Raw genomic sequence first — 12,398 nt, forward strand, 5'->3', positions numbered from 1 at the left:
GCCGATCAGTAGAGGCTGGGGATGAGCCGGGCCGTGCGCGCGCGATAGGCCTCATAGGCCGCGCCGAAATGCGAGGCGAGCAGCGCTTCCTCGGATTTCATGCGGGCGACGAGCGGCGGAATCGTCGCCGCCGCCAGCGCGAGGCCGATGAAAGAGCGAAACGCCAGCGCCCAGCCGACGAGGCCGATGAGAAGGCCGAGATAGCTCGGATTTCGGATGTGCGCGTAAAGCCCCGTGGTGACGAGCTCATGGCCGGGCTGAATGGCGACGAGGCCGCTGAAGCGCCGCCCGAGCACGAAGACCGGCCACAATCGTAACACGCCGCCTATGGCGTAGATAACGACGCCGATCCAGCGCAGCGCCTCGCCGTCCATCGTCAGAATATCGAGGCGATCCGCATAGGCGGGCAGAAAGGCGTCGAGCAGGCCGATGACGACCAAGGCGGCGATGACCCAGCGATTGCCGCGATCCTCGCGCACGCCGGCGCCGAGGTGGACTTGCGAGAGAGCGGCCGCGACGGCGAGCGCCATAGTGATGAGCGCGAGCGTAGCGAGAGGCGGCCGCGCGAGAAAAGCCGCGACGCCGCCCGTGCCCAGCGCCGCGAGGCCGAGATAGGCGAGCGTCGAAAGAAGTGCGAAGACGCCGATCGCGAGCCTGTTCATCGGTCATTCTCCAGCGCTTGCAGCGCGGCGCGGCGGCCGGAGCCGATCGCGCTCTCTATCGATGGGGCGCCTTCGACATGCTGGCCCGCGAAAACCACCGGGCCCAGCGGCGCGCAGGCGATGCGCCGCGGCCCCTGCGCGCGATCGAGCCTTCCGCTCGCGTTGCGCGCGGAGCCGAACAGGAAATTCGGCGGCGGACGCAGCATGCTATGGCCCCACCGATAGAGGAATAGCGCGCCGACATCGCGATCGAAGTCGAAATCCGCGCCGCGCATCAGCCGCGAAAGATCGCTACGGATCGAATCTTCGTAATCGGAGAAGGGCGTGTGCAGCAGCGCCATGCGCGCCTCGCCGAGCGCATCGAGCGGCGCGTCGCAGCCGCCATAGAAGGTGAGCGTCGTCGGCCGCTGCGGATCGGCGCGCGTCTCGCCGATCCAATCGGCGACGATGTAATTGACGAAATGCCGTCCGCCCCACCAGCTCTGGCTATAGCCGAGGCCGAGCTCCAATAGAGGCGCGGCGCGGCGCAGCGTCACATTGGCGGTGACGATGGGCGCCGCATGGAATTGCAACCAGGCCTCCTTGCGTTTTGCGTCGGAGAAATGCGCGATGAGATGGCGCACGCTCTGCGCCGGCGCGGCGAGGATGATCTGTCGCGCAGAGACGCGGCGAAAACCGCCATTCTGAAAATAGACGACGCGCGCGCCCGCGCGCGGGTCGGAAGAGAATGGATCGATCCGCAGCGCCGTCGCATTCGTCTCTATGCGCGGCGGCGTTTCGCTCTGCGTCAGAAGCCGCAGCGCGCGGCGCGCGATCTCCGACGCGCCGCCTGCGAAAGTGAAGACCGAGCCGCGCGTGAATTCGCCCGACAGAAAGGCGAGCGCGCTATGCGCATTCACCTGAGCGGCGGTTCCGCCGAAGGCGGTGAGCGTATAGGCCGTGAAGAATTGCGAGACGATCGGATCGCAGCGCAGCTCCTCCTCGAGATAATGCGCGAGGCCGACGGTCGAGAGATCGTCGAGCGCGGCGTCGCTCTCATCGGCGGGATCGGCGAGGCCTTTCTCGCCCAGACTGCGGATGGCTTCGCGCGCGCGGACGAAATCGGCGACGATGCGCGCGTCATAGGGGAGGCGGGCGAGGCCCTCTTCGAACGTGTCTATATTCCAGCGACGGCCAGCGATGGCGCCGGGCGCGAATTCGTCGAAGTAAAAGCTGCTCTCCGGGCCGGGGACGCTCTGCGCCAGCCAATCGACTCGAAGCGCGCGATAAAATTGCGCGAGCCAATCAGCCGCGGGCGCGGTTCCATAGGCGCCGGCGGTGGAGGCGGGGCCGGGAAGCGGCGCGGCCTCGTCGCGGCCGGCGTTGCCGCCGAGAACGGGGGCCGCCTCGAGAATCAGAAGGCGCGCGCGCGGACGTTCGCGCAGCAGATGATGCGCCGCGGAGAGGCCCGAGAGGCCGCCGCCGATGACGATGGCGTCGAAGCCGGCGCTCTCGTCGATGATGGAGAAAGTCCCGGTGTTCTCGTCGCAGCCCGGCGCGAGCGCGACGGCGCCTTTCTCGAAGCCGAGGCGCCCGTCGCGCAGCCAATGCGAGACCGCGAAAGTCGTGGGAAGATTGCCGCCGCGCAGCGCGCGCGGATCGAGGCCGATCGCGCCGTCGCAGGACCCGGCCGCCAGCGCCGCGAGCGCCCGCGTTGGAACGCTGCCCGCGACAGCGGAGCCGCCGGCGGCGATGAGCAGTCCGTTGAGAAAATCGCGCCGCGCGATGCCGTTGGAGGGCGTTCGAGCCATTGGTCGCTTCTCCCTCGGCCGCGGCGCGTCGGCGTCAGCGGCCCCCGGGCGAGAAAATCATGCGCAAGCGTCCGCGCCGGCCTCGCTCGGCGAAGGCGCCGGAGCGCTTGCCGCTATGCGAGACCGCCTGCTCCTCGGGAGCGAAGGAGAGCATGGAGCGCGTGTTATGCGCGCGGGCCGCCGGGCCGAAGGAGGCGAGGCAGCGATTATAGGCGTCCGCCGCCTGGATCTGCTCGCAATCGCCGATGTTGCGCGGCTCGGCCGTCGCGGAGCCTGTGGCGAGGCAAGCGACGAAACAAGGGACGAGGCAAGCGACGAAGACGAGCGAAATCCTGCGAAGCATCGTCACCCTCTCAGTTGAGCGCCTGTCTTCTTACCCGCTTCTGTGACAATTTTGTGGGCGAGCGCCTCGATCTCCACATCGGTGAGCGTTTTGTCGCGAGGTTGCAGCAGCACGGCGACGCCGACCGACTTCTTGCCCTCCGGCACGCCCGGCCCCTCATAAATGTCGAAGACGGCGACATCGGCGATGAGCGCGCGATCGGCCCCCTGCACGGCGCGGACGAGATCGCCCGCCGGCGCGGCGCGGTCGAGCAGAAAGGCGAAGTCGCGCGAGACCGGCTGGAGATCGGAGAGCTCCAGTTTCGGCTTGGCTCTGGTGGGCTTCGCCTTGGGCGCGGGCAGCGCGTCGAGGATGATCTCGAAAGCCGCGATCGGCCCGTCGACGTCGAGCGCCTGCAGCACGCGCGGATGCAGCTCGCCGAAATGGCCGATGATCGCCTTGGGGCCGAATTGCAGCGCGCCCGAGCGGCCCGGATGATACCAGGAGGGCGCGCCGGCGACGATCTGCAAGCCGCCGGTGGCGACGCCGAGCGTCTGCAGCAGCGCGAGCGCGTCGGCTTTCACGTCGAAGACGCTCACGGCGCGCTCCTTCGCCGACCAGTGACGGCCGGCGCCGGTGGGCAGAGCGAGGCCGCGGCGCAGTCCCGTGGCGGCGATCTTCTGGCCCTTCTCGTCCTCGCTCTGGAAGATCTGACCGACCTCGAACAGAGCGACATCGGGAAAGCCGCGCGCGGCGTTGCGGCCGGCGGCGGTCGCGAGGCCGGGCAGCAGGCTCGGCCGCATGTCGGAGAGCTCGGCGGCGATCGGATTGGCGAGCGCGAGGCGATTGTCGTCGCCGGCGCCGAAAGCCTGCGCCTGCTCTTTCGAGACGAAGGACCAGGTGACGGCCTCCACCAGACCGCGCGTCGCGAGCGCGCGGCGCGCGGCGCGCGTGCGCTTTTGCAGAAGGGTGAGAACCGGCTCGGTGACGCCCGCGTCGCGCGGCAGGGGCGCGGCGGCGATATTGTCGAAGCCGATGATGCGGGCGATCTCCTCGACGAGATCGGCCTTGCCCTCTATGTCCGGGCGCCATGTGGGGACGGTGACGAGCGCTTCGTCCGCCTTCGCTTCGACGGCGAAGCCGAGACGGGTGAGGATAGCCGTCGATTCGTCCTTCGCGACATCGAGCCCGGTGAGCCGCTTTGTCTCGCTCCAGGGGAAGCGCAGCACGCGCGCCGGCGTTTCCGCCGATCCGCAGATGGCGACGTCCGACGCTTCGCCGCCGCAGAATTCCAGCACCAGCCTCGTCGCCAGCTCGAGGCCGGGCAGAGCGAAAGCGGGATCGACGCCGCGCTCGAAACGATAGCGGGCATCGGTGGAGATGCCGAGCTTGCGGCCGGTGTGAGCGATGTTCGCGGCGTCCCAGAGCGCCGTTTCGATCAGCACGTCGGTCGTCTCGTCGGAGCAGCCGGAATGCTCGCCGCCCATGACGCCGGCAAGAGACTCGGGGCCTTTGTCATCGGCGATGACGACCATGTCGGAATCGAGCTTGTAGGTCTTGCCGTCGAGCGCGAGCAGCTCTTCGCCCTCGCGCGCGCGGCGCACCACGAGATCGCCGGCGACCTTCTTCGCGTCGAACACATGCAGCGGACGCGCGCGGTCGAAGGTCAGATAATTGGTGACGTCGACGAGCGCATTGATCGGGCGCAGGCCGATGGCGCGCAGGCGATCCTGCAGCCAGGCGGGGCTCGGCCCATTCTTCACGCCGCGCACCAGACGCAGCGCGAAGAGCGGCGCGAGATGCTTGTCGTCCTCCGCGAAATCGAGCGTGACGCGCTGCGGATTGGGGAAGCCGCCTTCGATCGTCTCGATCGCCGGCGTCTTCAGCGTCCCGAGGCCTGCCGCGGCGAGATCGCGCGCAATGCCGTAAATGCCGGCGGCGTCGGGGCGGTTCGGCGTCAGATTGATCTCTATGACCGGATCGTCGAGCCCCGCCCATTTGGCGTAAGGCGCGCCGATGGGCGCATCCTGGGGCAATTCGATGATGCCGTCGTGATCGTTGGAGAGCTCGAGCTCGGCAGCCGAGCACAGCATGCCGAGCGATTCGACGCCGCGAATGACGCCCTTGCCGAGCGTGATCTTCTTGGCCGGAATATAGGTTCCGGGGGCCGAGAAGACGCTTCTCAACCCGGTGCGGGCGTTGGGCGCCCCGCAGACGACCTGCACAGGCGCGCCGGCGCCCGTATCGACCGAGCAGACGCGCAGGCGATCGGCGTTGGGATGGGGCTTGGCCTCGATCACATGCGCGATGATGAAATCCTTCAGCTGCGCGGCGGGGTCGTGCAGATGCTCGACCTCGAGGCCGATGCGCGTCAGAGTTTCGACGACCTGCTCGAGCGAGGCGCTCGTCTCGAGATGGTCTTTCAGCCAGGAGAGTGTGAGTTTCATGCGGGGTCAGTTCCTGCCGGCGTCGGCGATGGCGTTGCGACGCCGCTTTGTCACGAGATGGGCGGCGAGCAATAATCTCGTTTCCGCCTCGAGAGTTCGTATGGCTGCGACCGTCTCGCGCGCCTCCTCGACCAGTTTGCGCGTGTCGTCGCGTCCGTAACGGAACGGCTCTGGATCATAATCCGCCTCTTCTCTCGCCTGCTGGAGTCGCAAAAACGACGAGCCGATTTTTTCGACCTCCGGGCCATAGGATTTCGTGGTCCGGGCTCGTTCGAACAGGCGGCGGGCTTCGTTGTGATCCAGTGACCGATAGACCGGACTGAAAATTTTCCACGGCTTTTTCCATCCTACGAGCTCGTCGGCGCACAGGTCTGCGAGCGCGTGAAAGACGGCGTAATAAGCGCTCGAAGCGGCGCGCCGCAATGACGCCTGCCTCGGCTTGCCTTTCTCGCGCAAGGCGAGATCATGCGCGATGTCGAGCAGATCATCGATCATCAATGCCGCGCCGAAGGATTCGCATCAGGGGCGCGAATATCGTCGACCGCATATTCGTCGCCTGGGAATTTGAAGCTCAAATATGGGAAACGCGTGTCTCCCAGCGCCAACAAGGCGTCGCTGACCGCCATTTGTGTCGCGATCGACTCCCGGGCGCTCAAATCGTCGGCCCCTGTCTTCGTCACTATGTCGAGAAACAGAGCCGGCTCGTCGGCATGGTCGTAATCTTCGCGGACGTCCACATGGTCGAACCGTGATGGACCAAGGGCGCGGCGCAGCGCATCGTCGATCGCGTGTCGCATGGCGTCGGTCATCATCGTCGTCTCTCCCCCGGCTTTCCCTAGAGGCCTCACCCGCTGAGCCCACCCGCCAGCGTCGGGAAATCCAGCGGCCTGAATCCATAATGCGTCAGCCAGCGCGCATCGGCCTCGAAGAAGGCGCGCAGGTCCGACATGCCGTATTTCAGCATGGCGAGACGGTCTATGCCGACGCCGAAGGCGAAGCCCTGATATTTGTCCGGATCGAGCCCGCAATTGCGCAGCACATTGGGATGCACCATGCCGCAGCCCAAAATCTCCATCCAATCGTCGCCCTCGCCGAAGCGAATGTCGCCATCCTTGCGGCGGCATTGCACATCCACTTCCGCCGACGGCTCGGTGAAGGGGAAGAAGGACGGGCGAAAGCGCATCTTCACCGATTTCACCTCGAAGAAGGCCTTCAGAAACTCCTCGAGCACCCATTTCAAATGGCCCATATGGGTCGTCTCGTCGATGACGAGCCCCTCGACCTGATGAAACATGGGCGTATGCGTCTGATCGCTGTCGCAGCGATAGGTGCGGCCGGGGCAGATCACGCGGATCGGCGGCGCCTTGCTCAGCATGGTGCGCACCTGCACCGGGCTCGTATGCGTGCGCAGCAGCTTGCGCTTGCCGTCGGCGCCCGGCGGAAAGAAGAAAGTGTCGTGCATCTCCCGCGCCGGATGCCCCTCGGGGAAGTTCAGCTTGGTGAAATTGTAATCGTCGCTTTCGATGTCCGGCCCTTCGGCGACGGAAAAGCCCATATCGGCGAAGATGGCGGTTAATTCGTCCATCACTTGCGAGATCGGATGAATGCGCCCGAGCTCCTGGCCGCTCTCCTGCACCGGCAGCGTCACATCCACAGTCTCGGCGGAAAGGCGCGTCTCCAGCGCTTCCGCTTGCAGCACCTCGCGACGCGCGGCGATGGCCTCTTGCGCCTTGTCCTTCAGTGCATTGATCTTGGCGCCTTCGGTCTTGCGGTCCTCCGGCGACATTTTGCCGAGCGTCGCCAGCAGCGCCGAAATGCTTCCCTTCTTGCCTAGCGCGCCGACGCGCACGGCCTCGAGCGCGGCCTCGTCGGCCGCCGCCGCGATCGCCGCCAGAGTCTCGGTCTCCAGTTCCGTCAGATCCGTCATCGTCCCGCCACGGCTTTTGATTTTCTGGGGCGGGTTGTGCCACGCTCGGCAGGCGATGTCGAGAACGCGGGCGGTGGACAGCCGCGTCGGCGGGGCCGCCGCGCCCCGCCGCGCTCTTTCAGATTTTCCAGCGCAGCGCCATGCCGGCCTGCCAATTTTTGGAGAGCTGCGGCCCGTTGAGGCTCTGATACACGGGAATGCCCGCTTCCAGCGCGATGGTGAGCGCCTCCACGCCGATGAGCGCGCCGCCGATGGTCGCGCCGCCCCATAGCTCCACGCGCTGGCCGCCGTAGAAATTGGGATTGGCGGCCTGCGCCTTGCCGCGGATCATCGGATCGAGGCCGCGAATCTCGCCCTGCGTCGTGGCGTTTACGCGGAAGGTCGTGGTCAGCCCCTTGATCCAGCTATAGCCGGCCCAACCATTGAATTCATGCAGGTCGCCACAGAGATAGCCCTCCGGATTGGCGGCGAGCGGAAAGCGGCCGCGATAGGAGAGGCCCCAGGACCATTTGTCGATACGGCCGGCGTAGACGATTCCGGGCAGCACGTCGAAAGTGCCGGTCCCCGGCTGCAGCGCATAGAAGGCGCGGCTGGTGGCGTAGCTGCCGTCCGGCAGCAGCAGGCGGAATGTGTTGTGATCGCTCCCTGTCGGGAAGCTCATGCCCAGATTGAGCTGAATGCGATGAATCGGGTCTTCATAGACGCGATAGATCGTCGAGGCGGTGAAATCGGTGAGGCCGTCGGTTCCCGTATGGCTGATCCCGAGCCGGTTCAGGCTCGTCGCTCCTTGAAAGGCGAGCATGTCGAGATTGCGCTCGATCATGCCGCCGGTGACGACGATGGACCAGTAATTCGTTATTCCATAGGCCAGCGCCAGCGTCTGCGAGGCGACCGAGACATTCTGCGGCACGAGCCGGAGCTTCAGCGTCGGATGCCCGAACCAGGGCGTCGTCGCCACCACTTCTTCCGACGAGACTTGCCGCGTTCCTTTCAGCGTATGCGAGAGATTGGCGAATTGCGGAATGATGGAGACGACGAGCTTGCCGGCCGCCGGCATATCGGCGCCGAAGACGCCGAGCGGCGCGGGCGGAGGCGGGGCGGTGGCGGCCACATCGGGCGCAGGCGCGGCGACGAGCTTGCCGGGCGCATCGGCGGCCGCGGCGGCTCCGACGCAGACGCCGAACAGCGCCGCGGCCAGAGCCAATGTCTTCGCGCTGGCGAATGCGCGCGGCGGAGCGCTTCGTTTCGATCTTCTCATTTGCGTGTCTGCCCCTCGTCGGCGCCGCGCTCCGTCGAGGGGGCGCGACGGACAAAAAAAGCCGCCGTCCGAGAGGCCGCGCTTTCATGCGCGACTCGATCGGAACAGCGGCGTTGCTGATTTTGGCCCCTCTTTGGGCCGCGCCGAGAGCTCGCGTCTCGGCGGAATATCAGACGCAATACGGGCGCCAGCGTGGCGCGGCGAGCCTTGCCTCGACAATTCAGCAGTTTGTGAAAAAGGCCGATCCCGCATGGCGGGAGCGTGCGCCCGCAAAATGAGCGACGGGCGCCGAATAGCTGTGCGGTCTTCGACATTTCGGCGGCCTCAGCCGGTGCGAAGCAGCGCTCGAGCGGCCTGCGCGATCACCGCTTCCTCATTGGTCGGGACGACCATCGCCTCGGCGCCGCTCGAGGGCGCGCCGATGGTGAGCGCGCTGCGGGCGTTCGCTTCCTCGTCGAGCGCGAGGCCGAGATAGCCGAGATAGGCGCAGATGCGCGCGCGCATGGCGGGCGAATTCTCGCCGACGCCGGCCGTGAAGACCAGAAGATCGAGCCCGTTCAGCGCGCTCGCGAGCGAGCCGATCTCGCGCGCGGCGCGATAGGCGAAGAGCGCCATCGCCTCCTCCGCCGCTGGCGAGGCGCTCTCCTCGAGCGCGCGCAGATCGTCGCTGATCCCGGAGACGCCGAGAAGGCCAGACCGTTCATAGAGCAGAGTGTGGACGTCTTTGGGCGAATAGCCCTCCTGCATGACGAGATGCAGCAGCAGGCCCGGATCGATGGCGCCGCTGCGCGTGCCCATCATCAGCCCGTCGAGCGCGGTGAAGCCCATTGTCGTGGCGACGCTCTCGAGCGAGCGCATGGCGCACAGGCTCGCGCCATGGCCGAGATGGGCGACAATGGTCCGCCCCTGCGCCCGTGCGACGCCGAGACGGCGCAACTCCTCGGCGATGAATTGATAGGAGAGGCCGTGGAAGCCATAGCGCAGCACGCCGCGCTCGGCGAATTCGCGCGGCAAAGGAAACAGCTGCGCGAGACGCGGCTGCGTGCGGTGGAAGGCCGTGTCGAAACAAGCGATCTGCGGCAGCTTCGGGGCGCTCTCGAGCAGGCTGCGGATCGGCGCGAGATTATGCGGCTGATGGCTCGGCGCCAGTGGCGAGAGCGCCTCCAGGCGCTTCAATATATCGGGCGTCACCAGCACCGGCCGGTCGAACTCCGCGCCGCCGTGAACGACGCGGTGCCCGACGGCCGCGATGGGAAGCGCCGCCAGCCTTGCGCCGATCGCCTCGATCAGCCAGCGCGCTGCGCCTTCATGGTCGATGTCCGGCGCGGGGCCGGCGCCTGCGCAGAGCGCTTCCGCCGCCTCGCCCTTCGCGGAAAATCGCGCCGGCTGGTCTTTCTCTTTTATCGCGGTGACGCCGCCGCGGCAGAGCGGCGCCAGAGTCGCCGCCTCATAGAGCGCGAATTTGAGGCTCGAGGAGCCGGCGTTGAGCGCCAATACGACTTTGGTCGCAGAAAGGCCGCTCACACCGCCTCCACGACGCGATGCGCGAAGATCTGCGCCAGAGCGCAGGAGACGACGCGGGCGCGCACGCCATCGGCGCGGCTCGTCAGCACGATCGGCGCGCGCGCGCCGAGCACGATCCCCGCATCCTCGGCGTCGGCGAGATAGACAAGCTGCTTGGCGAGAATATTTCCGGCCTCGAGATCGGGGACGAGGAGAATGTCGGCGTCGCCGGCGACGCTCGAGACGATGCCCTTCGCCTTGGCCGCCTCCGGCGAGATGGCGTTGTCGAAGGCGAGCGGCCCATCCACATCGGCGCCGGTGATCTGGCCGCGATCGGCCATTTTGCACAGCGCCGCGGCCTCGATCGTCGAGGGGATCTTGGCGTCGACGGTCTCGACCGCCGACAGCACCGCGAGCTTGGGCCGCTCTATGCCGAGCGCATGCGCGAGGTCTATGGCGTTCTGGGCGATGTCGCGCTTCTCGGAGAGGGTCGGCGCAATATTGATCGCGGCGTCGGTGACGAGCAGGGGCTTGCAGTAATTGGGCACGTCGAGAACGAAGACATGGCTGAGGCGCCGCTCCGTGCGCAGGCCCGTTCCCTCGCGCACGACGGCGCCCATCAGCTCGTCGGTGTGGAGGGAGCCTTTCATCAGCGCCTGGAGCTCGCCGCGACGCACGAGCGCGACGGCCTCGTCGGCGGCGGCGTGGCTGTGCGGCGCGTCGACGATCTCGACGCCATCGAGCGACAGCCCCGCCGCGGCGGCGGCGGCCATGATCTTGGCGCGGGGCCCGACCAGAACCGGCGTGATGAGCCCCTGGTCGCGCGCCGCCAGCGCGCCTTGGATGGAGACGGCGTCGCAAGGATGGACCACGCCGATGCGAATGGGCCGCATCGCGCGGCAGCGCTCGAGCAGAGACTCGAAATACATGCCGCAAGGGGCGTCGGAGGCCGCGCCATCGCGCCGGAACAGCATCACGACCTCCTAGGGATATTCACTCGCTTCGCGCCGCGACTTCAGTCGGCCGCGGGCGCGGCTCCAGTCTCGCTCTCGGCGCGCAGCGCCGCGGCTTCCGTCCGCACGCAGGTGTCGGTCACCCGCTTTTCGGTCGGCTGCAGGCCGATCCATGCGCCGATCCGCTCCGGATCGAAGCCCGCCTCGCAGCGGCCGCCGACCTTCATGAGCGGCCTGCGGATCAATATCGGGTCGATGATCATCATGACCAGCGCCGCCTGCGGCGTGATCTTGTCTATATCGATCTCGCCGGATTTGATCTTGGGCGCCGCGAGATTGAACCATTCGCGCACCGGCGTCTCGCCGAAATAGGGGCGCAGGCTGGAGACGCTCCAGGGCTCGGAGAGAAGGTTCCGCACCTGGAGCGCATGGCCGGAGGCGAGCAGCAGCGCCTTCTGGCGCGCATTTCCAGAGCAGCCGGGTTTTTCGTAGAAGATCACGTCGGCCATGCACGCCACCTCGATGAGCGACTACCGAAGAAGGAAGCTTAGTCTCTTTCATAGCGCATTTTTGTGCGTTGCGGAACGGCGCGATTCGGTAGGGGAGAAATATTTAACCATTCAGAAAGCAGACGGCCGCGACGCGCCGATGACGATGCGCGAATCGCGGAAGGGGAGCGAGGAGGGGGAGAGTCTCGCGGCGGCGCTATTCGGTCGCGCCGAATTTATGCAAATGCGCGCCCTGCGTGGAGAGCCAGCCTTCGGCGCGGTCCGTTTCGGCGCAGAGCCGTCGCGCCAGCGCCCAGAAGCGGTCGGAGTGATCGAGATATTCGAGATGGGCGACCTCATGCGCGGCGAGATAGTCGAGCACGAAAGGCGGCGCCATCACCAGCCGCCAGGAGAAATTCAGCGAGCCCGTCGCCGAGCAGGAGCCCCAGCGGCTCACCGTGTCGCGCAGACCGACGCTGCGCGCGGGAAGGCCGAGCGCGCGCGTATGGCGCTCCACCGCCTCTTCCAGATCGCGGCGCGCCTCGCGTTTCAGAAAGTCGACGACGCGGCGATGAATATGTTCCGGCGCGCCGGCGACGCAGAGATCGAATCCGGCGCATTGCGACGGGTCCAGAGCAGAACGCGACTCCGTCCAAACGGTTCCGCGGGCGCCGGGGCGATGCGTGATCGAATGGTCGACGCCGCGCAGCGGCACGATTGCGCGGTCGCGGAAGGGAATCGTCTCCGGCAGCCGGCCGAGACGCGCGGCGATCCAGGCGGCGTGACGTTCGGTGAATTCACGCGCCTCGCGCAAAGAGGCGCGCGCCGGCATTGTGAGCACGGCGTCGCGCGCCGCGAAGCGAACGCGCAGCGTGAAGCGGCGAGCGCTGCCGAGACGCCGCAGCGAGACGACGAGCGTCTCGCCGGCGTGCGTGACTGTTATGGCTGTGGAGCCCGCGGTCTTTGCGAGTCCGTCGCGTCGGAGACGAAGCATGGCGCGATGCTAACGCAAAGCCATGCCGAGTCGCGACAGGGAAGTGCGCGACTT

At 67.0% G+C, this 12,398-nt stretch carries 13 protein-coding genes; 1 reads left to right on the top strand and 12 read right to left on the bottom strand.

All coding sequences use genetic code 11. The annotated features are described in order from the left end of the window. Window positions 1–5 precede the first annotated feature (5 nt). The 8 genes from AC6IY7_RS11850 to AC6IY7_RS11885 all read right to left on the bottom strand — a co-directional run bounded on the left by AC6IY7_RS11850 (window position 6) and on the right by AC6IY7_RS11885 (window position 8,406). Window positions 6–662: a methyltransferase family protein gene (locus AC6IY7_RS11850; RefSeq protein ID WP_497779295.1), complete on the bottom strand. Its 657-nt coding sequence runs from the start codon at window positions 660–662 to the stop codon at window positions 6–8. Next, window positions 659–2,452, bottom strand: a complete 1,794-nt coding sequence (locus AC6IY7_RS11855) for an FAD-dependent oxidoreductase (protein WP_497779297.1) — start codon at window positions 2,450–2,452, stop codon at window positions 659–661. The genes AC6IY7_RS11850 and AC6IY7_RS11855 overlap by 4 nt, the downstream gene beginning before the upstream one ends. Window positions 2,453–2,486: 34 nt before the next feature. Then, window positions 2,487–2,795 carry a hypothetical protein gene (locus tag AC6IY7_RS11860; protein WP_497779298.1) on the bottom strand — a complete coding sequence of 103 codons (309 nt, stop codon included), beginning with the start codon at window positions 2,793–2,795 and terminating at the stop codon, window positions 2,487–2,489. A gap of 2 nt (window positions 2,796–2,797) precedes the next feature. Continuing rightward, window positions 2,798–5,221 (bottom strand): phenylalanine--tRNA ligase subunit beta, encoded by a 2,424-nt coding sequence (gene pheT, locus AC6IY7_RS11865; RefSeq protein WP_497779299.1) that lies wholly within the window; start codon window positions 5,219–5,221, stop codon window positions 2,798–2,800. A gap of 6 nt (window positions 5,222–5,227) precedes the next feature. After that, window positions 5,228–5,716 carry a hypothetical protein gene (locus AC6IY7_RS11870; RefSeq protein ID WP_497779300.1) on the bottom strand — a complete coding sequence of 163 codons (489 nt, stop codon included), beginning with the start codon at window positions 5,714–5,716 and terminating at the stop codon, window positions 5,228–5,230. Next, on the bottom strand, window positions 5,716–6,033 hold the full coding sequence (locus AC6IY7_RS11875) for a hypothetical protein (protein ID WP_497779301.1): 318 nt from the start codon (window positions 6,031–6,033) through the stop codon (window positions 5,716–5,718). The genes AC6IY7_RS11870 and AC6IY7_RS11875 overlap by 1 nt, the downstream gene beginning before the upstream one ends. Window positions 6,034–6,065: 32 nt before the next feature. Beyond that, window positions 6,066–7,148, bottom strand: coding sequence for a phenylalanine--tRNA ligase subunit alpha (pheS, locus tag AC6IY7_RS11880; protein ID WP_497779302.1), 1,083 nt, complete (start codon window positions 7,146–7,148; stop codon window positions 6,066–6,068). A gap of 118 nt (window positions 7,149–7,266) precedes the next feature. Beyond that, window positions 7,267–8,406, bottom strand: a complete 1,140-nt coding sequence (locus AC6IY7_RS11885) for an alpha-amylase (RefSeq protein WP_497779303.1) — start codon at window positions 8,404–8,406, stop codon at window positions 7,267–7,269. Window positions 8,407–8,492: 86 nt separating this feature from the next. On the opposite strand from AC6IY7_RS11885, the gene AC6IY7_RS11890 reads away from it, so the two are divergent. Further along, the gene (locus AC6IY7_RS11890) at window positions 8,493–8,684 is read left to right on the top strand and encodes a hypothetical protein (RefSeq protein ID WP_497779305.1); all 192 of its coding nucleotides are present in this window, start codon (window positions 8,493–8,495) and stop codon (window positions 8,682–8,684) included. Window positions 8,685–8,730: 46 nt separating this feature from the next. Here AC6IY7_RS11890 and AC6IY7_RS11895 read toward each other — a convergent pair whose 3' ends face one another. From AC6IY7_RS11895 to AC6IY7_RS11910, 4 genes are all read right to left on the bottom strand, one after another. Then, window positions 8,731–9,930 carry an acetate/propionate family kinase gene (locus tag AC6IY7_RS11895; protein ID WP_497779307.1) on the bottom strand — a complete coding sequence of 400 codons (1,200 nt, stop codon included), beginning with the start codon at window positions 9,928–9,930 and terminating at the stop codon, window positions 8,731–8,733. Continuing rightward, a complete protein-coding gene (locus tag AC6IY7_RS11900; protein ID WP_497779308.1) occupies window positions 9,927–10,883 on the bottom strand; it encodes a bifunctional enoyl-CoA hydratase/phosphate acetyltransferase in 957 nt (318 codons plus the stop codon). Before AC6IY7_RS11900 ends, AC6IY7_RS11895 begins: the two co-directional genes overlap by 4 nt. A gap of 41 nt (window positions 10,884–10,924) precedes the next feature. Then, on the bottom strand, window positions 10,925–11,371 hold the full coding sequence (locus tag AC6IY7_RS11905) for an ArsC/Spx/MgsR family protein (RefSeq protein ID WP_497779309.1): 447 nt from the start codon (window positions 11,369–11,371) through the stop codon (window positions 10,925–10,927). 196 nt (window positions 11,372–11,567) lie between these two features. Beyond that, window positions 11,568–12,344 (bottom strand): M48 family metallopeptidase, encoded by a 777-nt coding sequence (locus AC6IY7_RS11910; protein WP_497779310.1) that lies wholly within the window; start codon window positions 12,342–12,344, stop codon window positions 11,568–11,570. Between the last annotated feature and the right edge of the window lie 54 nt (window positions 12,345–12,398).

The organism is Methylosinus sp. is20ea (genome assembly GCF_059718135.1).

Bases quoted from the DNA above. Each gene is read 5' to 3' on its own strand.
- AC6IY7_RS11850 (WP_497779295.1), bottom strand. From the start codon at position 662: ATGAACAGGCTCGCGATCGGCGTCTTCGCACTTCTTTCGACGCTCGCC.
- AC6IY7_RS11855 (WP_497779297.1), bottom strand. From the start codon at position 2,452: ATGGCTCGAACGCCCTCCAACGGCATCGCGCGGCGCGATTTTCTCAAC.
- AC6IY7_RS11860 (WP_497779298.1), bottom strand. From the start codon at position 2,795: ATGCTTCGCAGGATTTCGCTCGTCTTCGTCGCTTGCCTCGTCCCTTGT.
- pheT (WP_497779299.1), bottom strand. From the start codon at position 5,221: ATGAAACTCACACTCTCCTGGCTGAAAGACCATCTCGAGACGAGCGCC.
- AC6IY7_RS11870 (WP_497779300.1), bottom strand. From the start codon at position 5,716: ATGATCGATGATCTGCTCGACATCGCGCATGATCTCGCCTTGCGCGAG.
- AC6IY7_RS11875 (WP_497779301.1), bottom strand. From the start codon at position 6,033: ATGATGACCGACGCCATGCGACACGCGATCGACGATGCGCTGCGCCGC.
- pheS (WP_497779302.1), bottom strand. From the start codon at position 7,148: ATGACGGATCTGACGGAACTGGAGACCGAGACTCTGGCGGCGATCGCG.
- AC6IY7_RS11885 (WP_497779303.1), bottom strand. From the start codon at position 8,406: ATGAGAAGATCGAAACGAAGCGCTCCGCCGCGCGCATTCGCCAGCGCG.
- AC6IY7_RS11890 (WP_497779305.1), top strand. From the start codon at position 8,493: ATGCGCGACTCGATCGGAACAGCGGCGTTGCTGATTTTGGCCCCTCTT.
- AC6IY7_RS11900 (WP_497779308.1), bottom strand. From the start codon at position 10,883: ATGCTGTTCCGGCGCGATGGCGCGGCCTCCGACGCCCCTTGCGGCATG.
- AC6IY7_RS11905 (WP_497779309.1), bottom strand. From the start codon at position 11,371: ATGGCCGACGTGATCTTCTACGAAAAACCCGGCTGCTCTGGAAATGCG.
- AC6IY7_RS11910 (WP_497779310.1), bottom strand. From the start codon at position 12,344: ATGCTTCGTCTCCGACGCGACGGACTCGCAAAGACCGCGGGCTCCACA.